Annotated in this window: 27 protein-coding genes, 1 pseudogene and 1 riboswitch; of the genes and pseudogenes, 15 read left to right on the top strand and 13 right to left on the bottom strand. The window is 63.2% G+C overall.

Annotated features, from left to right (window positions below):
• The first annotated feature begins 6 nt into the window (after positions 1 to 6).
• The 7 genes from dnaJ (at position 7) to ACFWXH_RS14285 (ending at position 5,367) form a co-directional block, all read left to right on the top strand.
• Positions 7 to 1,137 carry a molecular chaperone DnaJ gene (gene dnaJ, locus ACFWXH_RS14315; protein ID WP_054312321.1) on the top strand — a complete coding sequence of 377 codons (1,131 nt, stop codon included), beginning with the start codon at positions 7 to 9 and terminating at the stop codon, positions 1,135 to 1,137.
• A 213-nt stretch (positions 1,138 to 1,350) separates the two neighbouring features.
• Positions 1,351 to 1,959, top strand: coding sequence for a phospholipid N-methyltransferase PmtA (gene pmtA / locus ACFWXH_RS14310; RefSeq protein WP_054312320.1), 609 nt, complete (start codon positions 1,351 to 1,353; stop codon positions 1,957 to 1,959).
• A 245-nt stretch (positions 1,960 to 2,204) separates the two neighbouring features.
• Complete coding sequence (locus ACFWXH_RS14305; RefSeq protein ID WP_379122211.1) at positions 2,205 to 2,771, top strand: TetR/AcrR family transcriptional regulator; 567 nt, start codon at positions 2,205 to 2,207, stop codon at positions 2,769 to 2,771.
• A complete protein-coding gene (locus tag ACFWXH_RS14300) occupies positions 2,768 to 3,646 on the top strand; it encodes a DMT family transporter (protein WP_054312318.1) in 879 nt (292 codons plus the stop codon). The genes ACFWXH_RS14305 and ACFWXH_RS14300 overlap by 4 nt, the downstream gene beginning before the upstream one ends.
• Positions 3,647 to 3,729: 83 nt before the next feature.
• Complete coding sequence (locus tag ACFWXH_RS14295; RefSeq protein ID WP_379121260.1) at positions 3,730 to 4,311, top strand: NADPH-dependent FMN reductase; 582 nt, start codon at positions 3,730 to 3,732, stop codon at positions 4,309 to 4,311.
• 14 nt (positions 4,312 to 4,325) lie between these two features.
• On the top strand, positions 4,326 to 5,018 hold the full coding sequence (gene pyrF, locus ACFWXH_RS14290) for an orotidine-5'-phosphate decarboxylase (RefSeq protein ID WP_379121257.1): 693 nt from the start codon (positions 4,326 to 4,328) through the stop codon (positions 5,016 to 5,018).
• A 61-nt stretch (positions 5,019 to 5,079) separates the two neighbouring features.
• Positions 5,080 to 5,367, top strand: coding sequence for a DUF1330 domain-containing protein (locus ACFWXH_RS14285; RefSeq protein ID WP_054312315.1), 288 nt, complete (start codon positions 5,080 to 5,082; stop codon positions 5,365 to 5,367).
• 33 nt (positions 5,368 to 5,400) lie between these two features.
• On the opposite strand, the gene ACFWXH_RS14280 is transcribed toward ACFWXH_RS14285, so the two are convergent.
• A complete protein-coding gene (locus ACFWXH_RS14280) occupies positions 5,401 to 6,489 on the bottom strand; it encodes a citrate synthase/methylcitrate synthase (RefSeq protein WP_379121255.1) in 1,089 nt (362 codons plus the stop codon).
• A gap of 90 nt (positions 6,490 to 6,579) precedes the next feature.
• On the opposite strand from ACFWXH_RS14280, the gene ACFWXH_RS14275 reads away from it, so the two are divergent.
• Positions 6,580 to 7,719: a citrate/2-methylcitrate synthase gene (locus tag ACFWXH_RS14275; protein WP_379121253.1), complete on the top strand. Its 1,140-nt coding sequence runs from the start codon at positions 6,580 to 6,582 to the stop codon at positions 7,717 to 7,719.
• Positions 7,720 to 7,825: 106 nt separating this feature from the next.
• Here the strand turns inward: ACFWXH_RS14275 and ACFWXH_RS14270 are convergent, their stop codons facing one another.
• The 6 genes from ACFWXH_RS14270 to ACFWXH_RS14245 form a co-directional block, all read right to left on the bottom strand.
• Positions 7,826 to 8,872, bottom strand: a complete 1,047-nt coding sequence (locus tag ACFWXH_RS14270) for a polysaccharide deacetylase family protein (RefSeq protein ID WP_379121251.1) — start codon at positions 8,870 to 8,872, stop codon at positions 7,826 to 7,828.
• A gap of 294 nt (positions 8,873 to 9,166) precedes the next feature.
• Complete coding sequence (locus ACFWXH_RS14265; RefSeq protein WP_379121249.1) at positions 9,167 to 9,640, bottom strand: hypothetical protein; 474 nt, start codon at positions 9,638 to 9,640, stop codon at positions 9,167 to 9,169.
• A 28-nt stretch (positions 9,641 to 9,668) separates the two neighbouring features.
• Entirely contained in the window at positions 9,669 to 10,739 is a 1,071-nt protein-coding gene (locus ACFWXH_RS14260; RefSeq protein ID WP_379121247.1) for a D-TA family PLP-dependent enzyme, read from the bottom strand.
• Positions 10,740 to 10,762: 23 nt separating this feature from the next.
• The gene (locus ACFWXH_RS14255) at positions 10,763 to 11,644 is read right to left on the bottom strand and encodes a MurR/RpiR family transcriptional regulator (RefSeq protein WP_379121245.1); all 882 of its coding nucleotides are present in this window, start codon (positions 11,642 to 11,644) and stop codon (positions 10,763 to 10,765) included.
• The gene (locus tag ACFWXH_RS14250; RefSeq protein WP_379121243.1) at positions 11,641 to 12,702 is read right to left on the bottom strand and encodes an ABC transporter ATP-binding protein; all 1,062 of its coding nucleotides are present in this window, start codon (positions 12,700 to 12,702) and stop codon (positions 11,641 to 11,643) included. Before ACFWXH_RS14250 ends, ACFWXH_RS14255 begins: the two co-directional genes overlap by 4 nt.
• A gap of 2 nt (positions 12,703 to 12,704) precedes the next feature.
• Positions 12,705 to 13,472 (bottom strand): SDR family oxidoreductase, encoded by a 768-nt coding sequence (locus ACFWXH_RS14245; protein WP_379121241.1) that lies wholly within the window; start codon positions 13,470 to 13,472, stop codon positions 12,705 to 12,707.
• Positions 13,473 to 13,677: 205 nt separating this feature from the next.
• On the opposite strand from ACFWXH_RS14245, the gene ACFWXH_RS14240 reads away from it, so the two are divergent.
• From ACFWXH_RS14240 to ACFWXH_RS14215, 6 genes are all read left to right on the top strand, one after another.
• Positions 13,678 to 14,907: an ABC transporter substrate-binding protein gene (locus tag ACFWXH_RS14240; RefSeq protein ID WP_379121239.1), complete on the top strand. Its 1,230-nt coding sequence runs from the start codon at positions 13,678 to 13,680 to the stop codon at positions 14,905 to 14,907.
• A 117-nt stretch (positions 14,908 to 15,024) separates the two neighbouring features.
• Positions 15,025 to 15,894, top strand: a complete 870-nt coding sequence (locus ACFWXH_RS14235; protein WP_379121237.1) for a carbohydrate ABC transporter permease — start codon at positions 15,025 to 15,027, stop codon at positions 15,892 to 15,894.
• Positions 15,891 to 16,718 (top strand): carbohydrate ABC transporter permease, encoded by an 828-nt coding sequence (locus ACFWXH_RS14230; protein ID WP_379121235.1) that lies wholly within the window; start codon positions 15,891 to 15,893, stop codon positions 16,716 to 16,718. Before ACFWXH_RS14235 ends, ACFWXH_RS14230 begins: the two co-directional genes overlap by 4 nt.
• An 18-nt stretch (positions 16,719 to 16,736) precedes the next feature.
• Positions 16,737 to 17,108: a RidA family protein gene (locus ACFWXH_RS14225; protein ID WP_379121233.1), complete on the top strand. Its 372-nt coding sequence runs from the start codon at positions 16,737 to 16,739 to the stop codon at positions 17,106 to 17,108.
• A gap of 67 nt (positions 17,109 to 17,175) precedes the next feature.
• Complete coding sequence (locus ACFWXH_RS14220; RefSeq protein ID WP_379121231.1) at positions 17,176 to 18,648, top strand: M81 family metallopeptidase; 1,473 nt, start codon at positions 17,176 to 17,178, stop codon at positions 18,646 to 18,648.
• Positions 18,649 to 18,891: 243 nt separating this feature from the next.
• Entirely contained in the window at positions 18,892 to 19,449 is a 558-nt protein-coding gene (locus ACFWXH_RS14215; protein ID WP_379121229.1) for an invasion associated locus B family protein, read from the top strand.
• Between the two features lie 24 nt (positions 19,450 to 19,473).
• On the opposite strand, the pseudogene ACFWXH_RS14210 reads toward ACFWXH_RS14215, so the two are convergent.
• The 6 genes and pseudogenes from ACFWXH_RS14210 to ACFWXH_RS14185 all read right to left on the bottom strand — a co-directional run bounded on the left by ACFWXH_RS14210 (position 19,474) and on the right by ACFWXH_RS14185 (position 25,935).
• A pseudogene (locus tag ACFWXH_RS14210) lies at positions 19,474 to 20,453 on the bottom strand (DUF6925 family protein).
• A gap of 46 nt (positions 20,454 to 20,499) precedes the next feature.
• Positions 20,500 to 21,315 carry an ABC transporter ATP-binding protein gene (locus ACFWXH_RS14205; protein ID WP_379121227.1) on the bottom strand — a complete coding sequence of 272 codons (816 nt, stop codon included), beginning with the start codon at positions 21,313 to 21,315 and terminating at the stop codon, positions 20,500 to 20,502.
• Positions 21,312 to 22,313: a FecCD family ABC transporter permease gene (locus ACFWXH_RS14200; RefSeq protein WP_379121225.1), complete on the bottom strand. Its 1,002-nt coding sequence runs from the start codon at positions 22,311 to 22,313 to the stop codon at positions 21,312 to 21,314. Before ACFWXH_RS14200 ends, ACFWXH_RS14205 begins: the two co-directional genes overlap by 4 nt.
• On the bottom strand, positions 22,310 to 23,221 hold the full coding sequence (locus ACFWXH_RS14195; RefSeq protein WP_379121223.1) for an ABC transporter substrate-binding protein: 912 nt from the start codon (positions 23,219 to 23,221) through the stop codon (positions 22,310 to 22,312). The genes ACFWXH_RS14200 and ACFWXH_RS14195 overlap by 4 nt, the downstream gene beginning before the upstream one ends.
• Before the next feature lie 16 nt (positions 23,222 to 23,237).
• Positions 23,238 to 25,007: a TonB-dependent receptor domain-containing protein gene (locus tag ACFWXH_RS14190; RefSeq protein WP_379122209.1), complete on the bottom strand. Its 1,770-nt coding sequence runs from the start codon at positions 25,005 to 25,007 to the stop codon at positions 23,238 to 23,240.
• Between the two features lie 274 nt (positions 25,008 to 25,281).
• Positions 25,282 to 25,489: riboswitch (cobalamin riboswitch) on the bottom strand.
• A gap of 152 nt (positions 25,490 to 25,641) precedes the next feature.
• A complete protein-coding gene (locus ACFWXH_RS14185; protein WP_379121221.1) occupies positions 25,642 to 25,935 on the bottom strand; it encodes a PilZ domain-containing protein in 294 nt (97 codons plus the stop codon).
• Positions 25,936 to 26,137: 202 nt separating this feature from the next.
• Here ACFWXH_RS14185 and ACFWXH_RS14180 point away from each other — a divergent pair, with 202 nt between their 5' ends.
• Positions 26,138 to 26,950: an FkbM family methyltransferase gene (locus ACFWXH_RS14180; protein WP_379121219.1), complete on the top strand. Its 813-nt coding sequence runs from the start codon at positions 26,138 to 26,140 to the stop codon at positions 26,948 to 26,950.
• The last annotated feature ends 36 nt before the right edge of the window (positions 26,951 to 26,986 follow it).

Below are 26,986 nucleotides of genomic sequence, written 5' to 3'. Positions count from 1 at the left end.
CTCTCGATGAAAGCTGATTTCTACGAAACGCTCGGCGTGCAAAAGGGCGCCGACGAGAAGGAGCTCAAAAGCGCCTTCCGCAAGCTGGCCATGCAGTTCCATCCCGACCGCAATCCCGGCGACGCCTCTTGCGAGCACAAGTTCAAGGAAATCAACGAAGCCTACGAGACGCTGAAGGACCCGCAGAAGCGCGCGGCCTATGATCGCTTCGGCCACGCCGCCTTCGAGAATGGCGGCATGAATGGCGGCGGCGCCGGTTTCGCGGCGGGCGGCTTTGCCGACATCTTCGAGGACATCTTCGGCGAGATGATGGGCGGCGGACGCCGCCGCAGTTCCGGTGGGCGCGAACGCGGCGCCGACCTGCGCTACAACATGGAAATCAGCCTCGAGGAGGCCTATGCCGGCAAGACCGCCCAAATCCATGTGCCGGCATCGCTTTCCTGCGACGAATGCTCGGGTTCCGGCGCCAAATCAGGCACGCAACCGGTCACCTGCTCGATGTGCCATGGTCACGGCAAGGTTCGGGCCAGCCAGGGCTTCTTCTCGATAGAGCGCACCTGTCCGCAGTGCCAGGGCCGCGGCCAGACGATCAAGGATCCGTGCCCGAAATGCGCCGGCCAGGGCCGTGTCACCGAGGAGCGTTCGCTCTCCGTCAACATTCCTGCCGGCATCGAGGACGGCACCCGCATCCGCCTGGCCGGCGAGGGCGAGGCCGGGCTGCGCGGCGGCCCATCGGGCGATCTCTACATCTTCCTGGCCATCAAGCCGCACGAATTCTTCCAGCGTGACGGCGCCGACCTTTATTGCAAGGTGCCGATCTCGATGACGACAGCCGCTCTCGGTGGTTCCTTCGAGGTGACGACGCTGGATGGCAGCCAGACCCGCGTGAAGGTGCCGGAAGGCACGCAGAACGGCCGGCAATTCCGCATGAAGGGCAAGGGCATGCCGGTGCTGCGCCAGCCGCAGATCGGCGATCTCTACATCCAGACCGCGGTCGAGACGCCGCAGAACCTGACGCGGCGCCAGCGCGAGCTTCTGGAAGAGTTCGAACAGCTTTCGTCGAAGGAAAACAGCCCGCAGTCGAGCGGCTTCTTCTCGCGCATGAAGGACTTTTTCGAGTCGTTCGGCGAACGCTGAAGCATGATTCCGAAAAGTTGCAGACTTTTCGGACAAAGATCATGCGATGAACAAGAAGCTGAAGCACGACTTGCAGGGGCGCGCACGCCACTCCTCGGTGGCGACAAAATCTATCTTGTCCACGACATTGGTGGACGTTTGCCTTGCCTACCCCTACGTAACTGGTAAGTAGCGTACGCAGTGGGTCCGGGGGGAGCCGGTCAGGAGAGCTTGATGGGACGTGGTCCGGGACTGAGGAAGTCGCTCGCGGAGAAATTCGACGACGAGCTGAAGTTCTTCAAGGGATGGATCGACAAGCCGAAGGCTGTCGGCTCCATCGTGCCGACCAGTTCGATCACTGCACGCAAGATGGCTTCGGTCATCAATCTCGACTCCGGTCTGCCCGTGCTCGAAGTCGGCCCGGGTACCGGCGTCATCACCCGCGCTATACTGGAGCGCGGCGTGAAGCCTGAGAACCTTTATGCGGTCGAATATTCCGCCGATTTCGTGCAGCATCTGCGCCGCCTCTATCCTGGCGTCAATGTCATCGAAGGCGATGCCTTCAATCTCACCGAAGCGCTTGGCGAGCACAGTGGCTTGACGTTCGATTCGGTGGTGACGGGCGTTCCGCTGCTCAATTTCCCGGTCGCTCAGCGCATCAGCTATCTCGAAAGCCTGCTCGACCGTATTCCAGCCGGCCGTCCCGTCGTGCAATTAACCTACGGACCGATGTCGCCCATCCCGCCTGGGCGCGGTAGCTATACGGTGGAGCATTTCCAGTTCGTGCTGCGCAACATCCCGCCGACGCGGCTGTGGATCTACCGGCGGCCGGCGCGGAACTGAGGCACTCAGCGCCTTATCTCCTCCATCAGACAGAAGAGCGGCGTTGCTGACGCAGCGTGAGGCATTTTCGCCGTCTCGGCGTGCGGCGTTCGAGACGCTGCCCTGATCCGTGCTTTGCCCCCAATCCGTAGAACTTGTCCCGCAGCTTCCCGGATAGCCGACATTGCCTTGCGGAGGACGTGGGCGAGCCAGCATGCTCATGAGCAAGCTTGACTCAAGTAGAACGATCGTTCTACTTTTCTGGCATGGGTACGAAGCGTGAAGACATCATCGACGCGGCAAATCGCGCCTTCTATCGGGACGGTTTCGCGGAAGTTGGCATCGATCGTGTCGTGGGCGAGGCCAATGTCGCGCTGGGAACGCTCTATCGGCATTTCAAAACCCGATCCGAGGTGATCACCGCTGCGTTGCAGCGGCGACATGGCGACTTCCTTCATGCGCTGGAAGGAGCAGGCGAAGCTGGAAAGGGCGCAGATTGTGTCCTTGAACTGTTCGACGTCCTGGAAGCGTGGAGCACGCAACAGGGCGGAAATGGTTGCTTCTTTCTGCGGGCGGCAGCCGACTATCCGGCTGACGACAGCATTCAGAACGCGGCACGAAGTCACAAACGGGAATATCTTGCCGTGATCGAGCAGCGACTGCTGCAAGGCCGCTGGTCGAAAGGTCAGGCGGAGCAACTCGGCTCCACGATCTTCGTTCTCCTGGAGGGTGCGGTCGCGGCGGCGTTCACCCTTGGCGACGGCGCCGCGGTCACGACGGCCAGGAACGCGGCCGCACGCATTCTCGGAAGCGCAAAGCCGGAATCAGGATGAAAGCGAGCGCGCTTTCCCTGGGAGCACTGGAAGCCGGCCTGATCGTTGCCTGGAGTTCCGGGTTCATCGGCGCGCGGCTGGCTGCTGATGTCGGGTCCGTATTCCTCGTGCTGTTCTGGCGTTTTGTCCTCGTCTCGCTCATCCTGCTGCCGTTCTTGTTCCGCGCGGTGCGGCAGGGCCTGACGGCCAAATCGTTGATCCTCCAATCGATGCTGGGGGCCTTCGCGATGTTCGGGTATCTGGCGCTGGGGGTGAAGGCGATCGATCTTGGCGTTCCCGTCGGCACGGCCGCGCTGGTCTCCGCTCTGCAGCCCATCGCGACGGCCGCTCTCGCCGGTTCTGTCCTGCATGAGCCGGTGAACCGCCTCCAATGGGCAGGATTGACCCTCGGCCTCGCGGGCGTCTCGCTTGCTGTCGGTGGTTCGCTTGGCGGAGCATCCTTTCTGGCCTATGCCTTGGCGGGGGCGTCGACGCTTAGCCTGGTCATCGCGACAATCATCGCCAAGGGCGTGTCGGACAACACCCCTCTGTTGCCGTCGCTGGCCATACAAAGTCTTGTCGCTGCAGTCCTGTTTGCCCCGCTGGCGCTTCTGGAGGGTGAAATAGCGCCGATACCCGATCCACGCTTCCTCGCAGCCGTGGCATGGTTCATCTTCTTCTCCACGCTCGGCGGCTACGGTTTGTACTGGCTCTGCCTCCGAAGAAGCACGGCAACCCGCGTTGGAAGCCTGATCTACCTGACCCCTCCCGTCACCATGATCTGGGGCTGGCTGATGTTCTCCGAAGCGATCACCGCCGGGGCGGTGATCGGCTTCGTCATCTGCATCATCGGCGTTTTTCTGACACGGCCGGCAACATCGACGCGAAGAGCTTGAAGGTTTTCAAACCTTCCGAGCTTTGCACTTGATTCAGCTGCGTCATCGCCTATAGCTGCCGGACGGCAAAGGAGCGCTGTGCCGTGATTCCCAAGATCCTCGTCTTCGCGGGTTCGATCCGCAGCGGTGCCTTCAGCGGCAGGACGGCCAATGCCGCGCAGAAGGCGCTGGCCATGCAGGGCGCGGATGTGACCCGCATTTCGCTCGCCGATTACCCGATGCCGATCTTCGACGAGGATGTCGAGAAGGAAACCGGCATCCCTGAAAACGTCATGAAGCTGGCGCGCCTGCTCGGCGCCCATGACGGACTGCTGCTGGTCACGCCGGAATACAACGGCTCCGTTTCGCCGCTGCTCAAGAATGCCATCGATTGGGTGAGCATCGTGCGCCATGACGGCGGCCGGCAATTGAAACCGATGGCCGGCAAGGCGGTCGCGCTGTGTTCGTCGTCGAAGGGCCATTTCGCAGGCGTACGCGCCATCAACCATCTGCGCGCCATCCTGCTGCGCTGCCACATGGACATCGTCACGCCGGAATGCTCGGTGCCGAACGGCGCCGGCGCTTTCGACGCGGACGGCAATTTTGTCGACGAACGGCTTCGTCACGCGATGGATCTGGTGGCGCAGGCGCTGATCGAACGAGCCCGCATGCTGTCAACGAGGTGAGGGATTTGGAAGACATGAACGATATGCGCGAAAGACTGATCGTCGGCCTCGATATTCCAACTGTCGCTGAAGCCGAGAAGGCGGTGAAGGAGCTTGGTGATACGGTCTCCTTCTACAAGATCGGCTATCAGCTCGCCTTTGCCGGCGGGCTGGAATTCGCGCGCGACCTTGCCGCCGACGGCAAGAAGATCTTCCTCGACATGAAGCTGCTCGACATCGACAACACCGTCGCCAAGGGCGTCGAGAACATCGTCAAGATGGGCATGACCATGCTCACCCTGCACGCCTATCCAAAGACGATGCGCGCGGCGGTGGAAGCGGCCAGGGGCAGCAATCTCTGCCTGCTCGCCGTCACCGTGCTCACCTCGATGGACGAGCAGGATGTCATCGATGCCGGTTACGAGTACGATCCGCACACGCTGGTGCTGCGGCGCGCCGAACAGGCATTGTCCGCCGGCATGGGCGGCATCGTCTGCTCGGCCGAGGAAGCGTCGGCCGTGCGCAAGGTTGTCGGTCCCGACATGGCGGTGGTGACCCCCGGCATCCGCCCCGCCGGTGCGGATCGCGGCGACCAGAAGCGTGTCGTCACGCCGGCGGACGCGATCCGCAACGGCTCGAGCCATCTCGTCGTCGCACGGCCGATCGTCGGCGCGGTTGACAGGCGCGCCGCCGCGCAGGCTATCCTGGACGAGATGGCGGCGGCCTGAGCCGCAACACTTTTGAATCTGCGCCTCGTCTTGGCACGAGGCGCCAGTACGGAGACTGCTCATGCCCAAGGCATATTGGATCGCCCGTGTCGATGTGCGCGATGCGGAAGGCTACAAAGCCTATGTCGAAGCCGCGAAACCTGCCTTCGAGCGCTTTGGCGCGAAGTTCCTTGCCCGCGGCGGCGAACACGAGAAGGCAGAAGGGCCGGGTCGCGGCCGCAACGTCATCATCGAGTTCGAGAGTCTTCAGGCCGCGCGCGACTGCTACCATTCGCCCGAATACCAGCGCGCCGTTGCCATCCGCCAGAAGGTGGCCGACGGCGAAATCGTGCTCGTCGAAGGGGTCTGAGCGCCTGAGGCAAGTGCATGAGGCAAGCCTGCTCTAGGCAACAAGATCCGGCACAGGTCCGATGTAACGCGACTGTGGCCGCATCAGCCGGCCCGTCGCCTGCTGTTCGCGCGCATGCGCGATCCACCCTACTATGCGTCCTGCCGCGAAGACGCAGGTGAAGGCTTCTTCGGGGAAGCCTGCCGCTTCCAGCAGAAGTGCCGTGTAGAACTCGACATTGGTCTGCAGTACGCGGCCGGGCTTGGCCCCCTTCAAGATTTCAAGCGCGGCCTGTTCCACCGTCTCGGCGAAAGCCAGCCGGCGGCCAGCCGCGCCATCGGGGCCGATGCGGCGGACAACGGCCTTCAGCACATCGGCGCGTGGGTCACGCACGCGGTAGATGCGGTGGCCGAAGCCCATGATGCGGCGGCCTTCGGCCAGTTCCTTTTCAAGCCAACCTTTTGCATCTCCGGTTGCCGCAATCGTATCGAGCATCGCGATCACCGGTCCCGGAGCGCCGCCATGCAGTGGGCCTTTCAAGGCCCCGAGCCCGGCCAGCGCTGCCGAAGTCAGACCGGCCTGGGTCGAGGCGACCACGCGTGCGGCGAAGGTCGAGGCGTTGAGGCCGTGGTCGCAGACGGTGACGAGATAGGTGTCGAGCGCGGCAGCCAGGTCCCTGCTGGCATCCGTGCCGGTGAGCATGGTGAGCATGTCGGCGGCATGGTCGGCCTTGGCAACCGGAGCAATGGCCTCGAGGCCTTTGCGCATGCGTATGAGGGCAGGCGTCAGCACGGCGGGCGCCGCAATCAGACGCAGCCCATCGTCGAGCGTGTCGCCATCGGGCATCAGCGCAGTACCGGCGCGCATGCCGTCATAGACGGAGAGCCCGGCCAACGTCGGCAGCAGCGCCTGCATCCTTTCGAACACCTCGACCCGTGCTTGACCGAGCCTTGCCGTCAGCTCCTTCTCATCCGGCAGGTCGGCAAAGAAACCGTCGAAAAGCAGATGTGTGACGCCGGCGAAATCGCGTCGTCCGGCAAGGTCACGCAAAGCATGGCCTCGGATCGTCAGGTGCCCGCCGAAACCGTCCACTTCCGAAAGCACGGTTTCGGCGGCAATCACATCATCCAGTCCGCTCGTCATCATCTTGCTCCTTGACCAATTTTCGATCCGAGATAATGCTGTTGTTGATTGCCATCAATCTTGATCAATAGAATCAATATACGAGTTGATATGAGCTCCTGGCTGACACGGGACGAAGCGCTGGACAGGCTGGGCGTGCGTGCGCAGACGCTTTACGCCTATGTCAGCCGCGGCCAGATCGGCATGCAGCCGGACCCTGCCGACCCACGCCGCAGTCTCTACCGGTTGGAGGATATCGAAGCGCTCACCACGCGCCGGGCGCGTGGCCGCCGCGTCGCTGCGATTGCCGAAAGCGCCGTTTCGTGGGGCGAGCCGGTTTTCGCCACCGAACTGTCCACCGTCATCCATGGCAGGCTGATCTATCGCGGCGAGGATGCGGTGGCCTTTTCACAAACCGCCACCCTGGAGGACACGGCACGGCTGTTGTGGGCCAGCGCTGCTTCTCCGCGTTTTGCAACATCGGGTGTGCCGGCAGAGACAGGCATCGCACAGGCGTTTTCGGTCCTCGCCAGCCTGGCGGCAAGGGGGCAGCCTTCGCTGGGCCGCAACGCTTCCGTGCTGCAGGCGGATGCGATGCCGGCCATCGCGGCTCTTGCCGGTGCGCTGGGGGCAGCACCCGGTGTGGAACCCGTGCATCTGCGGCTGGCGAAAGGCTGGCGGGTCGACCGGGCTGCGGAGGTGTTGCGCCGCGTCATGGTTCTGGTGGCTGACCACGAGCTCAACGCCTCGGCCTTCGCCGCGCGCGTGGCGGCCTCCACCGGCGCGCCGCTCGTCGCCTGCCTGCTGGCGGGCTTGTCGACGCTCTATGGTCCGCGCCACGGCACGGCCGCCGACGCCGTCGCCATGCTGGTGGACGACGCCGTTCGGATCGGCGTACGCGCCGCAATGGCGCGCTGGATCGATCATGACCGGCCATTGCCCGGCTTCGGCCATCCGCTCTATCCCGGCGGCGATCCGCGGGGGGCAGCGTTGCTGGCGGACATGAAGCTGGACGACGACATCCGCGAGTTGCGCCAGGCGGCGTTCGATGCCACCGGCGCCGAACCGACGGTCGACTTCGCGCTGGTGGCGCTGACCCGGTCCTACCGCTTGCCGGCCGATGCGCCGATCCGACTGTTCGCGCTGGGCCGCAGTGTCGGTTGGACAGCGCATGCCATCGAACAGGTCATGTCGGGCAAGCTGATCCGCCCGCGCGCACGCTACGAAGGGCCGCTGCCGGCCGATATTTGAGATGTCTTTATCCTAAAGCGTTTCCGTTTTTCACGGAAACGCTCTAACTCTTTGTTTTTACGCAATTCCGGACGGAAAAGCGCTACACTCTTTTCCTGAAATTGCTCTAGAACAGCTTGAAGGGAATGCCGCTCAGCAGTGCCTTCACGTAACGCCGCCTCTGGTAGTGACCGTTGAGCGAGACGCGCGGCAGCTCCGTCGGCCTGTCGAAGCTGTCCGCCGTCAGCATTCCGGGGCGTGTGGTGACCGCCAGCTTGATGCCGGCCTTGGCAACGGCATCGAATTCGCGCGGCGATACCGCAACCTTGGTTCCATAAGGATAGGCGAAGGTGGTCGGCCTGTAGCCGACATAAGCCTCGACGGCATCCATGGAGCCGGTGATTTCCTCGGCAAGCCGCGCATCATCGACTCTTGCCATAGCGATATGGGTTTGCGTGTGCGCCCCGAAGCGCACCAGCGGGTCTGCGGAAAGCGCCTTCAACTCTTCCGCGGTCATGACCAACTGATCGACGATGGCGAGCGGGTCGATCATGCGTGACCGTGCTGCGCGTTCGACTTCCGCAACGGCTGCGTCCTCGTTGTTCGAATGCACGAAATGGACGATCCGCTCATAGGCGTCCTGTTTCTGGCTCAGCGTTTGCGTGGAGACGATTTCGGCACCCTGGCCGAAATCGAACTCGAACCGGTCCTTGGAGCGCGTCAGTATCTTAGCTGTTTCCCACCACATCGAGCGGGTGCGTTCGACAAAACCCCTGGCGATGAAGATGGTGTAAGGCACGTCGTGCCGGCGAAACACCGGGGCGGCGTGCTCGGCGTTGTCGCGGAGGCCGTCATCCAGCGTGAAGGCGGCAAAACGGCGCTTGTCCCTGGGGTCGGCAAGCAGGCGTGGCAGATCTTCCAGCGCCACCGGTGTCAGGCCAGTCTCAGTGCAGACGCGGATTGCCTCGTCCAGGAATTCCGGCGTCACCGAAAGTGTCGCGATGGGATCGAAGCCACCGCGTCGCGCCGGGCGCACGTGATGCAAGGTGAAGATCACGCCGCGCCCTGCCGCTGCCGGCCAGAGTACGCCGGCACGCGTCAGCGCGACGCCTTCCAGGCCCGCACGGATCGCGCCGTGCTTGAGGAACCTCTTGGCCGAGCCCTTCAAAGACATGCCGGCGCCTCGATGCCGATGGCATCAGCAAGGCGGCCTTCCAATCGGGGATGGCGATGCGCGGACATTCCTCGGCTCCGATACACGCCCGCAGGATGCGGGCGGTGGCCGACGCGACGGCCGAAAGGAACTTATTGCAGCGCCAGTTAATAAACTGCCCGCGCAGGCGCTGATTTCGGGCGCAATTCCAGGAAAAGCGTGCAACGGTTTTCCGTTCGGAATTGCGTAAAAACAAAGAGCTAGAGCGTTTCCGTGAAAAACGGAAACGCTCTAACGGCGATCGCCCTGTTCCTGTCAACGGTATTTCATGTAGCCGACAAAGCCGGTGATGCGCCAGCGGTCACCGTCGTTGCGGCAGAAATAGAGGGTCTGCCAGTTTAGCCGGTCGACACCGCCATCGGCCAGCGGCACGGTGCCGTCGAACTTCTTGTGCGCCACGGCGACATTGCCGTTGATATCGATGCGGTTGAGCGTCACTGCCTTGAGCAGCGCCGACGGCAATGGCTCGGCATAGGCGACCGAAGCGGATTCAGCGGCCTGGCGCAGCCATTCTTCGCGATAGGCCTGCAAGGTCGGGAAGGCGGCGTTCCAGTCGTCCTGGTTCGGCGAGTTGTGGGCGTGGATGCCGAGGAAACGCATCTCGTCGAAATCACCGGCCACCATGGACCAGTCCTGCGAGGCGAAGGCTTCGAAGTCACGCGGCATCAGCATGTCCCAGATGAAGGCGCGGTCCGCGTCGCCGGCAAATGGGTTCTTGGTTTCGGTCATGGTGGCTCCGTTCGTCTGGAGAAAGGGTTCAGGAAAGCTTGCCGCGCGCGGCGACCGGCAGCACGTCGACGACGCGGTCGCCGGAAACGAGATAAACCTCGTCGAACAGGTTGGTGACGACGCAGGCATGATCCGGCAAGACGCGCACGCGGTTGCCGACCGAGAGCGTCGCGCCGCCGGTCAGCTCGACCTTGCCGTGCTCTTCGCTCAGGCCGGTTACACGAGCACCTGGAATGCCGACCAGTTCGCCGTGGTCGGGCAAGCCGAGCAGGTCGCTGGACAGTGCCTTGGAGCCGCTGTCCAGGATGGCGCGGGTCGGTGTTGGAGCGGAAACCACAGTAGCGAGTACGGTGAGCGCGCAATCGTCAGCACTCGCGGCACCCTTTTCGACCTGATAGCGGTCCATGTAGATATAGGTGCCGGGCCGGTATTCGGTGACGATGGCCGCGTCCTGCTTGCGCCACATGTCAGGCGTGCCGCCGCTGGTCACGGTCTCGCAGGAAAGCCCTTCTTTTCCAAGCAGGTCGCGCGTTGCAGCGAGCCAGGCTTCCGCCGCTTCAGGCGCGCCGGCCGCCGGATAGGTCATCAGGCCACCGAAGGCGAGGCCGGGCGCCGCGTCGACCTGCCTGGCCAGCGTCAGTGCCTCCTCGGCCGTCTGGACGCCGCAGCGGGCCGCACCCGTATCGCATTCGACCAGGACTTTGAGCGGCCGGGCCGGATCGGTGAAGGTCCCGGCGAGACCGGCAATCGTGGTTGAACTGTCGGCGGTCACCGAAAGCGTGATGCGCTTGTGAAGCGCCAGAAGTCGCTCCAGCTTCGCCTTGCCGATGATGTTGTAGGGCAGGAAGATGTCGGTCAGCCCGGCATCGGCCATCACTTCCGCCTCGCCGATCTTCTGGCAGGTGATGCCGGCCGCACCCGCCTCGACCTGCATTTTGGCGAAGAAAGGCAATTTGTGCGTCTTGATGTGGGGCCTCAGCTTCACGCCAGCCGCATCGGCCGCCTTCTGTGCGTTGGCGATGTTGCGTTCGGCGCGGTCAAGGTCGATCAGCACGGCGGGCGTGTCGATTTCAGCAATGGTCTTGGGGCGCGATGTCATGAGGTCACCTGTAAGGGCTAAGGTCAGTCGCCGAGCGGCAGGCGCGGGTCGGCCACTTTCAGCGTGTACACGCTTTGCTTGATCCGGCGCAGATTTTCCAGTGCCTTCGGTCCGCGCGCTTCGGCGGTTGCCGTGGCGATGATGTCGACAATGGCCAGCAGCGCAAAACGCGAGGAGGTCGGCTTGTAGATGTTGCCATCCTCGAGCGACTGGAACGGGATCAGCGTTTCCGCCGCCCTGGCCAGCACGGAATCCGGCGCGGTGACGGCAACGGTGGTGGCGCCGTACTGGCGGGCGACCTGCACGGCCTCGACCACAGAACGCGCATAGCCGGAAACCGAGAAGGCAAGCACCGTGGTCTCAGGCGTCGCCACCGAGGCATACATGCGCTGCAGCTGTCCATCGACCTGCGCCAGCGCGGAGAGCCCGAGCCGGAACAGCCGGTTTTGCATCTCTGTCGCCATCATCGAGGAGATGCCGCCGGAGCCGATGCACAGGATGTTGCCGGAAACCGCGATGCGTTCGGCGATCTCGATCAGTTTTGGCATCGGCAGCATGCCGCTGGCGCGTTGGATCGCAGCGATAGCCGCTTCGGTGATGGCGGCGGCGATACGCTGGTCGCGCACGTCACTGCCGGGCGGTTCGGCCGAAAGATATTGGCCGCCGATGGCGATCGCCTGGGCGAGATAGAATTTGAAATCGCGGAGCCCTTCGCAGCCGAGATTGCGGCAGAAGCGTGTGACGGTCGGTTCGCTGATGCCGGCGCGCGCGGCGATCTCGGAGATCGCTGCCTTCGAGACGAAGTCGGGATCGGACAGCACCATGCCTGCCAGCCGACGGTCCGACTTGGTGCCGTCCTGGGCCATCATCTGCAAGCGGGTGATGATGTCCGCCGGTGTCTTCACAGCGGCAGGCCCGTTGCCGTGTCGAACAAATGGATGTTGGCGGGCGCGACGCTGACCGGCAGCCGGTCGCCGGGCTTCACCGCAACGCGGTCACGGAACACCGCGCGGATGGTGTCGTTGCCGATCGCGCCATAGACATGGGTTTCAGAGCCGGTCGGCTCGACCACGTCGACGCGCAGGCTGACAGAACCGTCACCGTCGACGACAAAATGTTCCGGGCGGATGCCGGCTTCTATGGTGCCCGAGGCCGCGTGATCGTTGCCGAGTTTCAGCTTGCCGCCACCCGATGGTTCGAACCAGGCGCCGTCCGATGCCGATTTGAGCGCGCCTGAAACGAAGCTCATCGACGGCGAGCCGATGAAGGAGGCGACGAACTTGTTTGCCGGCTTGTCATAAAGGTCCAGCGGCTTCCCGACCTGCTGGATGCGGCCCTTGTCCATCACCACGATGCGGTCAGCCATGGTCATCGCTTCGATCTGGTCGTGCGTGACATAGACGATGGTGGATTTGAGCCGCTGGTGCAGCGCCTTGATCTCGGTGCGCATCTGCACGCGCAACTGCGCGTCGAGATTGGAAAGCGGTTCGTCGAACAGGAACACGGAAGGCTCGCGTACGATGGCGCGACCCATGGCGACGCGCTGGCGCTGGCCACCGGACAGTTGCCGCGGATAGCGGTCGAGATAGGAGAACAGGTTGAGGATGCCGGAGGCCTTCTTCACTTTCTCCTCGACCACCGGCGCGCTTTCGCCGCGGATCTTCGGGCCGAAACCGATATTCTGCGAAGCCTTCAGATGCGGGAAAAGCGCGTAGGACTGGAACACCATGGCGATGTTGCGCTTCTGCGGCGGCAGGTCGTTGGAACGCACGCCGCCGACCAGCAGGTCACCGGAGGTGATCGTTTCCAGCCCCGCCAGCATGCGCAGCAACGTGGACTTGCCGCAGCCGGAAGGGCCGACCAGCACGACGAACTCGCCGCTGGCGATCTCCAGGTCGATGTCCTCGAGGATCTTGTGTTGCCCGAACGATTTCGACAGGCCTCGAAACGAGACATCGGTCATGGTTAGCCTCCCAATATATCGTCGATGAAAGGCAGAAAGCCTGCCGTCAAGCCGGCATCGACCGGCATCACCACGCCGGTTATGCCGGAGGCGCGAGGCGATGCCAGAAACACGACGGCCTCAGCCACTTCGCGGGCCTCGACGATGCGGCCGAGCGGGTAAAGCCGCTTCAGCTTGCCGAGAACCTCGGGGTTCTTTTCCAATCGGTGATCCCAGGCAGCGGTGCGGATCGAGCCGGGACAGACGACATTGGCGCGGATGCCGCTGCGGCCGAGCTCGACCGCGAGCGCCTTGGCATAGGCGTTGATGCCGGCCTTGGCGGCGGCATAGGCCGGGTTGCCGAAATGCGCGATGGCGTTGACCGACGAAACGAAGACGACGCTGCCGCTGCCGCGCCGCGCCATTGCCTTGGTCAGCGGATCGGCGAAGGTCATGACGCCTGTGAGGTTGAGGTCGAGCTCGCGTTCGATGGTGGCTGCGTTGAGTGCTACAAGCGTTTCGGCGCGTGTCCAGCCGGCGTTGTTGATCAGGATGTCGGGCACGCCATCCCGCGCAACGATCGCGCCTGCCGCGGCCTCCATCTCCTCACGCCGGGTCAGGTCGAAGACATGGCGCGAAGCGATCGCCTCGCTGCTCAGGGTATCGAGCGACTGGTCGCAGCCGACCACCCGTGCGCCACGTTCGGCAAACAGTGCCACCAGCGCAGAGCCTAGCCCGCCGCCGGCCCCGGTGATCACCACGGTCTTGCCCTGGAATTCCGTATTGGACATTGCCCGCGCCGTCTCCTCCTGACTGGGGACCCACTCAAGGGTAGCGCAAAAAATGTAATCAAAAATGTAATTAAGCAACAGAAAAATCAGCTTGAAAGGTGGATTTTCAGCGATAATGTAGGAAAGTAACATGAAGGCAAAGCCGCATGTTGCTGCTCGGGAGCATCGGGGACGATGGTCCCGCAATGACAATGGGAGAGAGTTTATGAAACTGGCACGATGGACTGCCGGCCTTCTGGCCGGGTTGAGCATGTTGGCGGTAGCCGCGCAGGCCGATGCGGGCGAAGTGCGCGTGACCGTCGCGGAATACTCTTCGAAGACCGGCCCTTATTTCGAGGAGGTCAAGAAGGAGTTCGAAGCCGCCAATCCCGGCACGACGCTGAAGTTCGAAGTGGTGCCGTGGGATGTGCTCCTGCAGAAGCTGACCACCGATATCACCGCCGGCACCAATGCGGATCTCTCGATCATCGGCACGCGCTGGCTGATTGATTTCGTGCAGCAGGATGTTGCCGAGCCGCTCGACAGCTACATGACGCCCGATTTCAAGGGCCGTTTCATCGAGACGTTCCTGTCGCCGTCGATCATGGAGGGCAAGACCTATGGCCTGCCGATCGCCGCTTCCGCGCGCGCCATGTATTACAACAAGGACCTGTTCGAGAAGGCCGGCATCGCCAATCCGCCGTCGACCTGGACGGAGCTGCAGGAGGATGCCCGCAAGATCAAGGCAGCCGGCGCCTTCGGCTACGGCATCCAGGGCAAGGAGATCGAGACCGACGTCTACTATTACTACGGGATGTGGTCGTTCGGCACCGAGATCCTGAACAAGGACGGCACATCGGGCCTGAGCACGCCGGGCGCGCTGGAGGCGGCCAAGCTCTACAAGTCGATGATCGACGAAGGCCTGACCCAACCGGGCGTCACCTCGATGAACCGCGAGGATGTCATGGCCCTGTTCAAGCAGGGCAAGGTCGGCATGATGATCACCGCTCCCTTCATGATGAACCAGATCAAGGAAGAAGCGCCCAGCCTGAAATATGGTGTGGCGGCGATCCCGGCCGGGCCGACCGGCGCGCGCGGCACCTATGGCGTCACCGACTCCATCATCATGTTCAAGAATTCCAAGAACAAGGAAGAAGCCTGGAAGCTGCTCGACTTCCTCTTCTCGACCGAACAGCGCGCCAAGTTCACCCAGAATGAAGGCCTGCTGCCGGTGAACAAGGAAGAGGCGAAGATGGATTATTACACCAAGGACGCAGGGCTAGCCGCCTTCACCGCACTGCTGCCCGAGGCCCGCTTCGCGCCGGTCATCCCGGGTTGGGAAGAGATCGCGCAGATCACCTCCGACGCCGTCCAGAAGATCTATCTCGGCCAGGGCGAGCCGGAAGCGACGCTGAAGGATGCTGCCGCCAAGGCAAACGGCGTCCTGAAGAAGTAAGCTCGGGAGAAGTCGGACCGTTGGCGCTGCCCCTCATCGCCCTGCCGGGCAGGTGAGGGGCGGCGCACATATCAAAATTTGAGGTCTTTCCGTTGATGATGTCCCTGATCGGCCCGCATGCATAATCGGGCGCTGCCTTATCTGCTCATCCTGCCCAGCCTGTTCCTGGCGGCGGTGGTGATCTTCTGGCCGGTTTACGACCTGGTGCAGATCTCGACCCATGACGTCAGCCGTTTCGGTCAATTGCGCGATTTCATCGGGCTGGCCAATTTCGCGGCACTTGCCGACGATCCCGATTTCATGGCGGCGCTCTGGCGCACGGGCCTGTGGACGCTTTCGGTCGTCGCCGGCGCGCTGATCCTCTCCATCCCCGTGGCGATGATCCTCAATTCGGATTTTTATGGCCGCAGTGCCGCCCGCGTCATCATCCTGTTGCCCTGGGCGGTTTCGCTGACCATGACGGCCGTGGTCTGGCGCTGGGCGCTCAACGGCGAAAGCGGCATGTTGAATTCGGCGCTGATGGGGCTCGGCCTCATCGACCAGAACATCCAATGGCTGGCCAGCGCCGGAACGGCCTTCCCGATGCAGGTGCTGATCGGAATCCTGGTGACCGTGCCGTTCACCGTGACCATCTTCCTCGGCGGACTCTCCTCGATCCCGGAAGATCTTTATGAGGCGGCAGCCCTTGAAGGCGCTTCCGCCTGGCAGCAGTTCCGCACCATCACGCTGCCGCTTCTGAAGCCGTTCATCAACATCGCCATCGTGCTGAACATGATCTACGTCTTCAATTCCTTCCCGATCATCTGGGTGATGACGCAGGGCGGGCCGGCCAACTCCACCGACATCCTGGTGACCTATCTCTACAAGCTGGCCTTCCGCGTCGGAAAACTCGGCGAAGCCTCGGCCGTTTCGCTCGTCATGTTTGCGATCCTGCTCGTCTTCACCATGATCTATGTGCGTCTGGCCATGCGGGAGCGGGAAGCATGAGGAAAAGCAAGCTCGTCCGTTCCGTCATCGCCTGGCTGCTTCTGTCGCCGCTGATCGTGGTGACGCTGTTTCCCTTCGCGGTGATGTTCCTGACCGCCGTCAAGCCGCGTCCCGAAGTTCTGTCGCCGACCTGGTGGCCGAGCGAGTTTCGCTGGTCGAATTTCGCCGAGATGTGGGTGGCGACCGGCTTCGGCCGTGCCCTGCTCAATTCGCTCTATGTCTCGGTGTTGGCAACAGTCGGCGCCATCATCGTCGCCATTCCGGCAGCCTATGCCATGTCGCGCTTCCGCTTTGCCGGTTATGGCGCGATGCGGCAGTTCCTGCTCATCTCGCAGATGATCTCCTCGATCGTGCTGGTGCTCGGCCTGTTCCGGCTGATCGCCGCCTGGGGGCTGATCGAAAGCACGACCGCCGTCGGCGTCGTCTACATGGCCTTCAACGTCGCCTTCAATGTGTGGATGCTGCAGAGCTATTTCGACACCATTCCGCGCGATCTCGAAGAGGCCGCCTGGATGGAAGGCGCCGGCCGCTGGCTGACCCTGCGCAAGGTGTTCCTGCCGCTGTGCCTGCCGGCGATCGCGGTGACCGCCATCTTCACCTTCATCAATGCCTGGAACGAGTTCATCATCGCATTGACCATCCTGCGCAGCCAGGAGAACTACACGCTGCCCATCCAGGTGTTCGCGCTGGTTGCCGGTCGCTACACGATCGAATGGCACCATGTCATGGCGGCCGCCTTGTTGGCGACCTTGCCGGTGGCGGTGCTGTTCGCCTGGCTGCAGCGCTATCTCGTCCGGGGTCTCGCCCTCGGCGCCGTCAAATAACAGGAGAGTTTTGAGATCATGTCACGCAAGCAGGTTTTCGGAACGTCGCATGTGCCGCTGTCGCCGGCTGTGCGCGCCGGCGATTTTGTCTTCGTTTCCGGCCAGGTGCCGGTGCGCCCGGACGGTACGGTGGTCGACGGCGGCATCGAGCCGCAGACCCGTCAGGTGCTGGAGAACGTCAAGACCGCGCTGGCGCTCGCGGGGGCCACGATGGACGACGTCGTCAAGACCACGGTGTGGATCGAGGATGCGCGCGATTTCGGCGGCATGAACAAGGTCTATGGCTCCTTCTTCACCAAGGAGCCGCCGGCCCGCACCACTGTGGAATCGCGGCTGATGATCGACATCAAGGTCGAGATCGAAGCGGTTGCCTACGCGCCGGTGAAGTGAGCGTTTGATGCCTTCCGCCGAGGATCGGCGGAAGGCGATCTCCCGACGGATCAATCGAGTAAAGCGCATGCGTATCTTCACCGCCTCGCTGGCGACCGAGACCAACACCTTCTCGCCGGTGCCGACCGACCGCGCCTCTTTCGAAATGGCTTTCTATGCTGGCCCGGGCGAGCATCCGGAAACGCCGACGCTGTGCTCTTCGCCGATCGTCGCTCTGCGGCGGCGTGCGGTCGCCGAAGGGCTGACCGTCATCGAGGGCACCGCGACCTGGGCGGAACCCGGCGGGCTGGTGCAGCGCCAGACCTTCGAGGGACTGCGTGACGAAATCCTCGGCCAGTTGCGGACAGCCCTTCCGGTCGATGCCGTCATCCTCGGCCTGCACGGCGCGATGGTGGCGCAGGGCTATGACGACTGTGAGGGCGATCTTCTCGCCCGCGTCCGCGAAATCGTCGGGCCTGATATCGTGATTGCCTCGGAGCTCGATCCGCACAGCCATTTGACGCCGAAGCGTGTGGCCGCGGCCAACGTGCTTGCCGCCTTCCTCGAATTCCCCCACACCGATTTCTATGAGCGCGGCGAACATGTCGTCGACCTCGGCCTTGCCGCTGCGCGCGGCGAGATCAAGCCGGTGATCTCGACCTTCGACTGCCGCATGATCGAGGTGATGCCGACCAGCCGCCAGCCGATGCGCGGCTTCGTTGACCGCATCAAGGCGCTGCATGGCAGGGACGGCATTCTTTCGGTCTCCGTCATCCACGGCTTCATGGCCGCCGACGTGCCGGAAATGGGCGCCCGCATCATGGTCGTCACCAACAACGACAAGGCCAGGGGCGATGCCCTGGCCGAGCAACTGGGGCGCGAGCTTTACGCGCTGCGCGGCCAGCTTGCCATGCCGATGCTGACGGCCGATCAGGGTATCGACCGCGCGCTGGACGTGCGCGCCGCCAGCAAGGCAAGGCCGGTGGTGATTGCCGATGTCTGGGACAATCCCGGCGGCGGTGTCGCCGGCGATGGCACCTCGCTGCTGCGCGCGATGCTGGCGCGAGGCCTGAACAACATCGGCGTCGCCACCATCTGGGATCCGCTTGCCGTCACCTTCTGCCATGCGGCGGGTGAGGGTGCGGTCATCGACCTGCGCTTCGGCGGCAAAGCCGGCCCGCTCGCCGGCGAGCCGATCGACGCCCGGGTGCGCGTGGTGAAGGCCGTTGCGGAGAGCTGGCAGAGCTTCGGGCCGAGCCGGGTCACCTTGGGCGCTTCAGCGCTGGTGCGGCTGGAGGGCACCGAGATCGACGTCATCCTGAACACCAACCGTACCCAGACCTTCGAGCCGGACATCTTCTCCAATCTCGGCGTCGATCCGCTGTCGAAGGATGTGCTGCTGATCAAGTCGACCAATCATTTCTACGCCGGCTTCGAGCCGATCGCGGCCGAAATCATCTATGTCTCGGCGCCGAGCTCTTATCCGAGCGATCCAGCGGGCACGGCTTATGAAAAGCTGGTGCGTCCGGTTTGGCCACGCGTAGCGGAGCCTTGGGCCTGAGCCCACGCGCGCCGCACAACTCCATACGACACGGCGCGCGTTCCCCGGCCCATCGGGTCACCCCAGAGCTTGGAGTCTATCCAGGAAGTTACGATTGGCGAGCCTGGAGTGCGAAACACCCAAAAATAGTCACCAGGTCACGAATGATCGGGATCGCAAAATATCGGCCTTTCTGGTGGACCGCACTTTGCGGGCGATACGCGCTGGTATAGAAATCGCGCCGACAGAGATGGGGATAATCACATGGTATCGGGCTGGTTCGGTAGCGCGCGTTCGGTGACGAAAACTGGCGCGATGTGTCTCGCCTTGGCTGTCGTCACCTCATCCGGGTTTGCTCAGGAGGCAAAACCCGAAGTGAAAGCCGCCGAGGCCAAGCAACCAGAGGCGGCTTCCTGGGTCGTCAACTGCAGCAGCGGCGGTGCAACGACCGACCTCGAATGCCAGGTTTCGCAGAACCTGACCGAGGCCAAGACCGGTCAGCGCGTGCTGACGCTGACCGTGCGACGCCAAGAGGAAAAAGGTGAGCTCGTCCTGCTGCTGGCGCTGCCGCACGGTCTCTTCCTGCCTTCGGGAGTGTCCTATCAGATCGACGGTGGCGAGAAAGCGACGGCAGCTGTTCAGACCAGCGACCAGAACGGAGCCTATGCGGCGGTTCCGCTGTCACCTGCTCTGCTGGGAGGGCTGAAATCCGGCACCACGCTCAACATCGGCATGGAGGCCGTGACGCGCAAGCCCCTCACCATCCCCGTTCCCCTGAAGGGCTTTACCGCCGCGGTCGACAAGATGCAGGCGACGAAATAGCCGGTTGCACATTTGCAACCTGCATCAATGCCCGGGCGCTTCCTCCTCGACGCTGTCGGAAGTCTCCGGATCAAGCTGATCGAAGGTCATCTGCCAGGTGGTAACAATGCCGGCCCGCCTGAGGTCTGCGTTATGGGTGGCTAATCTCGCTTCCTGGCGCAGCGCTATGCGCGCTGCCGTCTTGGCGGCGCGGCTGACAGGCGGCGTCCAGCTTTGCGGCGCCACGCCGGCGTTGAGCGCCGTACTGACCGCCTGTTTTGCCATGCGCGCTTCCGCGGTCCCGTAACGGGTCAGCAGGCTCTGGAATGCGTCGTGCAGGTCGACGTCGAAGGGCTGGTCCTCGCCCATCGGACCGATCACCGGATTGCCCGGGTGCAGGAAGGCAAGCGGCAGCAGGCCCTGCGGTATCGGCGTGTTGGCCGAATGGGTGGGCCGCTGGCGAGCAGCTTGGGCAAAAGGTGCGTATGGGGTCCGGCCGGCGAAACGCCGCCGGTGTCCGGGCCGCCGATCTTCTGGTAAACCTCGACACGACCCAGCGCGGTCAGTGCCACGCGATGTGGATGCGCGGCCATGATGGCAACGGTCGCGCCATTGCCGGGCTCGAAAAGCGAACGGCCGAGATTGGCGCGCAATTCACCCAGCAGTTTCGGATCGCTGGTGCGGATGCAGAAATCGCATTGCGGCAGGCCGAGACCCATGTCGAACAGGATGCCGGTGCGGTCGATGCCGCGGATGGCATCGTCATCCGGGCCGACCTCGGTCAGCACCTTGTGCTCGTCTCGCCGCGCACGCGCTTCCGGCAGGCATAGCGCAACCGCGTGGCTCCAGCGGTGGCGCTTCGGGCTCAGCGTTTCATATGCGACAGCTGTCGCCCCGGCGAGGCGGCGGCGCTCCAGCCGGATAGCGCCACGACGGGTTGCGCGGGTCAGGTCGAGCGGCTCGTCGATCACCGGCTGCTCGGCTGCGTCCTGGTGGAATTCAGCGATGGCGCCGAAGGAGCCCATGCTCCAGCCCGACCGCCAGTCACCAAGGTGTTTCTGCAGCAGCGGCTCAAGTTCGGTCATGGTTGTCTTCCGGTTTGTCTTGGGTAGGAGATGCGATCAGGTCCAGCGGCTGGATGACGGGACGCCCGGCCGCGGTGCCGAAATAGGCATCGACGCCGTAGACGCTGCCAAGACTTTCCACTGTCAGCACGGTGTCGGGTGGCCCGTCTGCGACAATCCGGCCCTGGTCGATCAGAATGAGCCTGCTGCACCAGCGTGCTGCCAGGCCAAGGTCGTGCAGCGAAGCGACGACGCTGCGGCCCTGTTTCGCCAGGCTGGCAAACAGGCGCATCAACGTGATCTGGTGCGACGGATCGAGGCCCGCCGTCGGCTCGTCGGCCAGGAGCAAGGGTGTTTCCTGAGCAAGCGCGCGCGCAATCAGCACGCGCGCCTTCTCACCGCCCGAAAGGTCGGTGGCGGCACGGTCGCGGAAAGCGTCGACCTCCATGCGTCGCATCGCCTGTTCGACTGCGGTGTGATCGGCCGACGACGCCGCGGCGAAACCCGGCCGATGCGGCGTGCGTCCAAGCGCGACGACGGCTTCGACCGGGATCGCCCAGGCGATTTCGTGCTCCTGCGCGACGTAGGCGATGTTGCTCGCCCGCTCACGCGCACTGATCATGGCTGCATCGCGTCCGGCGATCGAAATTCCGCCTTGTGATGCCACGAGGCCGAGGGCCGCCTTCAGCAAGGTCGACTTTCCGGCACCGTTCGGTCCGATCAACCCGACGAACTCGCTAGGACCGATGGTGAAGGACACATCGCTCAGCACGCGCCGCCGGCCGAGCGAGGCCGAAAGGTTGGAAACGGCAAGCAGGCTCATGCCAGCCTCCGCCGTTCGCGATAGACGAGCCACAGGAAGAACGGTGCGCCGACGATCGCCGTCAGCACGCCGAGCTTCAGATCCCGGCCGGGTGCGATGAGGCGCACCAGTATGTCGGCGGCCAGCACCACCGCGGCACCACCGAGCGCCGAGGCCGGCAACAGCCGCGATGGTCTCGCGCCGACCAATGGCCTGAGCAGATGCGGCACCACGAGCCCGACGAAGCCGATGGCGCCGGCGACGGCGGTTGCGGCACCCACCGAGGCAGCGGTGCCGAGCACGGCCAGTTGTTGCACGCGGCGCATATCGATGCCCATCGAGGCGGCGGTGTCGGCCCCCAGCGTCAGCGCATCGAGCGCGCGGCCGAGCATCAGCAGAAGCACCCAGCCGACAAGCATGAAGGGGGCGGCCAGCCATACATGCGTCATCGAACGGTCGGTCAACGAGCCGAGCATCCAGAACATGATCTCGAGCGCGGCAAAGGGATTGGGCGACAGGTTGAGCGCCAGCGAGGTCATGGCTCCGGCAAGGCTGGAGACGGCGACACCGGCAAGGATGATGGTGAGTGTGTTGCCGCGCCGCCCGGCAAGCGCCTGCACGACGAGCACGGCAATCATCGCTGCCAGCAGAGCCGACAACGGCAGCGCCAATGGGAAGGCGATCGTCAGGCCGCTGTAGATGGCAAGCACGGCGCCAAGCGACGCCGAGGCGCTGACGCCGATCAGGCCGGGCTCAGCCAGCGGATTGCGCAGATAGCCTTGCAGCGCGGCACCCGACAGGCCGAGTGTCGCGCCGATCATCAGCCCGAGCAACGCGCGTGGCAGGCGAATCTCACGCATGATCAGCGCGATGGCGTCCGCCTTGCCGGAGAACAGCGCCTTGATACTGTCGCCGAAAGCGATCGCCGCTGGGCCAATGGTCAGCGACAGCACGAAGAGCACGGCAACCAATAGGCTGAGCACGGCGAGCAGGGCGCGATAGCGGGCTGTGTCGGTCACGGTTGCGTGCCTCCTGTCTGGCCGCTTACTGAGTGATTGGTGGCCGCGTCGGTCAGCATCTCCACCGCTGTGGCCGTAAAGGGTGCGCCGCAGATGGTATATTTAGCGGGCACGGAAACGCGCCCGGTTTCTTGGGCGAGTGTCCTGTAGGCAGGATGGACGAAGGTCTGCTGCGCCAGGGCCGGCGTCGCGTAGCGCGCCTCGCTGTCGACCAGCATGTCCGGCTTGGCCATCACAAGCAGCTCGAGCGGCAATTGCTGGGTGCCGGACAGGCCGAGTTTCGTGGCCAGATTGGTCAGCCCGGATGCAGCCACCACGGCATCGACCAGCGTGCCGGCACCTGATGTATAGGAATTGGCGTAGTAGGTCGCGATGGTGATGTTGTGATGGGGCTTTGCCTTCGCCTCGGCAAGCTTGCGGTCGAGCTCGGCCACCAGAGTGTCTGCGCGCTCCCGCCGATCGAGGATATCGCCCATGCGTCTCAGGCTTGCTCGCACGTCGTCAAATGAGTTTTCAGGCTGGAATTCTTCGACGCGAATGCCGAGTTGCCTGAGCAGGCCGACGGTCGCACGTGTCGTATAGCTGCCGGCAAGGACGAGGTCCGGCTGCATCAGGAAGATCTCTTCTGCCTGGCCATGATTGACCGCGAAGCGCCGAGCCTCCTCGGCCAGCACCGATGTTGACGGATCGGTAGCGAGATAGGAGACGGAATGGAGCTGGTCGTCCCCGGCAATCAGCATCGCCATCTGGTCGGTGCAGACATTCATGGAGACCACGCGCTTCGGCGTTTCTGCCGCCGTTGCGCTGCCGGGCGCCAGACACACGGCCGCCAGGGTGATGAACAGCCAGGAGCAACCGGGCTTCTTGAAAGCCCCGTCGCTCGATCTTGCTGCCCTGGTTTCCTGCATTGCCATCTCCCGGTCCTCAGAATGTCCGGGTGAAGCTCAGATTGAAAGTGCGGCCGGGCGCGCGATAGTCGGCGACCGTCGAATAGTCCGCGTCGAACAGGTTCTCGACGGCGAACTTCACCTGCGATGCGGCGTCCAGCGCATAAAGTGCAGTGAAATCCACCGTGACATAGTCGGGCAGCTTTACCGTGTTGGCGGCATTGGCATAACGTGCCGCGCCGTAAAGCACGCGTGTCGTCAGGTCCAATTGCTCGGTCGGACTATAGGTCACTTCCGCCGCAGCCTTGAGGCGATCGCGATAGGGGATGTATTTGCCGGTGTCCTGGTTGAGCGGTTCGCGGATATCGACGCTCACCTTGCCGCTCCATTCTGTGCTGAAGCGATGCGCAAGGACTGCCTCGAAACCGGTGATGCGCGCCTTGGCCACGTTGAAGGGCAGGTAGGTCGGCGGATTGGAGGCGATCGCGTCGGTCAGCCAGGTTTGATAGAAGGCGACATCGAGATTGGTGTCGGCGCCCGCCTGCCAGCTCAGCCCGACCTCATAGGACTTGGACTTCTCCGGCTTGAGATTTGGATTGGAGTAGTTCGGATAATAAAGTTCGTTGAAACTCGGCGCCCGGAAGCCGGTGGTATAGGATGAGCGCAGTGTGAGGTCAGGCAGGATCTCGTAGCTTGCGCCGACATTGTAGGTGGTGGCGCCGCCGAACTGTCCATTGTGGTCGTAGCGAATGCCGCTGTCGACGGTGAGTGCCTCGTAGGAAAGCGAATACTGGCTGAACACCGCCGTCAGCGTGCGCGCCGTCACGTCGAAATCGACGGTCGAATCGACCTGCTCGCGATAGATTTCAGCGCCGCCGGTCAGCACATGTGAAACGGCGCCGGTGTCGAAGTTCTTTTGTGTCGAAGCAAAGAGACCGTAGCGGCTGGAATTGAAGCGGTCGTCGCCGACGATGCCATCGCGGAAATTGCGTGAGCGATCGACCGAACTCGACAGTTCGACAGTCGAGGACCAGTCCGCGGAGTGTTTGATCTCGGTGCCGAGTTTGCCGGCAAAGCTTGTCGTGTCGACCTCGTCGGCGAGCGGAAAGGAGGCGTCATACTGGCCGCGGCTGCGGGCGATCAAGGCATCGCCATAGATCCGGCCCCAGTCGAACTGCCTGGACAGCGAGGCATTGATCGAGCCGAGCAGGAAACCGTCATCGTCCGGCTCGTGACCGAAAGCGGTTGGCAGCGTGAAGTCGTAGCCGCGCGTGCCGATCAGGCTGCCGCCGAGCGAATAGTCGACGCCGCTTGCGCTCTGGCCCCGCACATTGCCGGACAAGGTGCCGCCCCACGGATGGCTGACGCCGGCCGTGACCGAGCCGCAGCTGTTGCGGCCGTCGGCGCAGGGGCCGCCCTGTTTGGTGATGATGTTGACGCCGCCGCCCATGGCGTCGGAGCCGTATTGCGCGGAATGCGCACCCTTGGCGATCTCGATGCGCTCGATCGAATCGAGCGGGATGTTGCCGAGCGAGGCTGTACCGGTGGTGACGGAGCTTGCCCTCACGCCGTTGACCAGCACCAGCGTCTGGCTGGCCGACATGCCGCGCAGGTAGAGATTGGTCGAAGCGCCCTGGCCGCCATAGGAAACGATCGAAACGCCGGTATAGGATTTGAGCAGAGACGGCAGGTCTGGCGCGGCCGAATGTTCGATGCTCTGGCGATCGATCACCGTCACCGATGAGGTCGAGCGCGCCAGAGTGGTCGCGCGCCTGAGCGGTGTCGTGATCACGATGCGATCGAGCATCGTGGCGTTGCCGGGAATGCTGTCGTCTTGAGCGACAACATGGCTTATGAAAGCCAGCGTGACAGCGCCGGCAAGCAATGGAGTTTTCTTCACTTCCGTCCCCAAAAGGATCAACGGCGCAACAGCGCCGCGAGGTTCATTTCGAACCGCAGACGGACTTGGCTGGGGGCAGGTTGGCGGACAGTCGCATCTCACCCCTGGCCGTTCCGGCATGCGGCAACACTTCACGTGTCACCGCCACGGACGACCGCGCCTGACCACCCCTCGTGATCAAGCATGGGTGACTGGAACAGGCAGGTCTCCTGACTTCCGTGTCATCGCCCTTTTCCGCCTTCCCGGTCGCGCGAGGCGGCCAGTGGCATCGTGGAAGAAGGCTCAACGGTTACAGTTGCGGGGGCAGTCGCGGCTTTGACCGATTGCTCGGCCGCACCGTGTTCCCTTTTCATCCGCCTTCCGGCGGAACCAATTCCGAATCCGAAGCTAACCACAGCAGTGCGCAGCGTCAACCAAGGCCTCTTGAGATTCGCCCGATGTCCGCAAACGGCAACTTGCTCCCCGGAAGGGCTCTCAGCATGCCTTGGTCAGGACAAGCGAAAGCACGGCAAGAATGGAGCACCGTAACGAATGGTCAGGCTCAGCCGTAGTGGAAGCGGGGCTTCGGTCCCGTACCGGTGAACTGCACGCCGACACGGTCGTTGCGGCGCCAGCGCACCAGGGCCTCGTAGGCAACACCGTCGACAGGCACATAAAGGCTGAACCGTTCGGGAATGATGGCATCGGCGGCCACCTTGAGTTCGGCGCCGCCGGTATGCTGGTTGCGCACGACGCAGGCGATTTCCGAATTGTGGATGCTGGTGATGATCGTCGCCCCTTTGAGCACCCGTTGCCGGTGCTCGCGTTCGCGATGGTTCGCTTCCTGCTCGGACATGGCGATGGACTCACGCTGCAGTCCAAATAGTTTAGGGAGGGCGCAGGTAACCATCAATGCCGTCATGGACGGTGTAGGCGATTTGACGCGAGTGATGGCTAACCGTCCGTCAAGATCCACGCGATCCTGAGCCGTCTGCGAAAGCTGTTGAGCTTCGACAAGCTTGGTGCGATTGAAGGGCAGGTACTGGCGAGGGCCTGTCGTGAAACTCAGGGATGTGCTTGCCGCGCTTGGCTTTCGCAAAGGCCCGAAAACCTATGGTTACACCATAAAAGAGTTCGAACTGACGAACAGGGAGTTGGTGCGGTTTGCCGTTTGGCTGCATCCCAAATGCAGTGCGCCGGATATCGGTCAGGGCGCGATCGACGAATTGAGAAAATATCTTTCGCCGGGCGATGCCGTCATCGATATCGGCGCGCATGTCGGCGACACGAGCGTGCTTTATGCGCTGGCCGTCGGGTCGGGCGGCAAGGTCTTTGCCGTGGAGCCCAACCGATACCTCTGGCCGGTTCTGGAGGCCAATGCCTCGCTAAACCGGCAGGCGGCGCCGATCGAGATCATGCATTTTGCCGCGACCGGGCAGCCGACAAAGCTGGTCTTCAACTACAGTGATCCCGGTTACTGCAATGGCGGTGACCTCGATCGCTTCGGCCGGCTTGCCCATGGTCATATGTACCCGCTCGAAGTCGAGGGACGTAATGTACTTGCCGAACTGCGCGCCACCAGCCCCGATTGGCTGTCCCGAATCCGTCTGATCAAGACAGACGCCGAAGGCAACGACCATGCCGTGCTTGAAACGATGCGCGAATTGATCGTCTCGGTGAGGCCCTTCATCCTGTGCGAGGTCTACAAACGCACATCGATCGAACAGAGAACCGCATTTCTCGATTTCCTGAACGAGCTTGGCTACGACTGCCACCGTTCATGGCCATACGCCGAGTTGAAGGGGCAGTTGCTCAATGCCGCGGACATGGAGCGTTGGCCGCATTTCGACATGTTCTGTGTGCCGCGATAGCCCGCTGTTTCATGGCGATCAGCACGACCAGTTTCC

This window comes from Mesorhizobium sp. NPDC059054 (genome assembly GCF_042739215.1).
Lineage (GTDB): Bacteria > Pseudomonadota > Alphaproteobacteria > Rhizobiales > Rhizobiaceae > Mesorhizobium.
The sequence above is the reverse complement of the archived record's forward strand: the minus strand, read 5'-3'. Positions and strand labels throughout refer to the sequence as shown.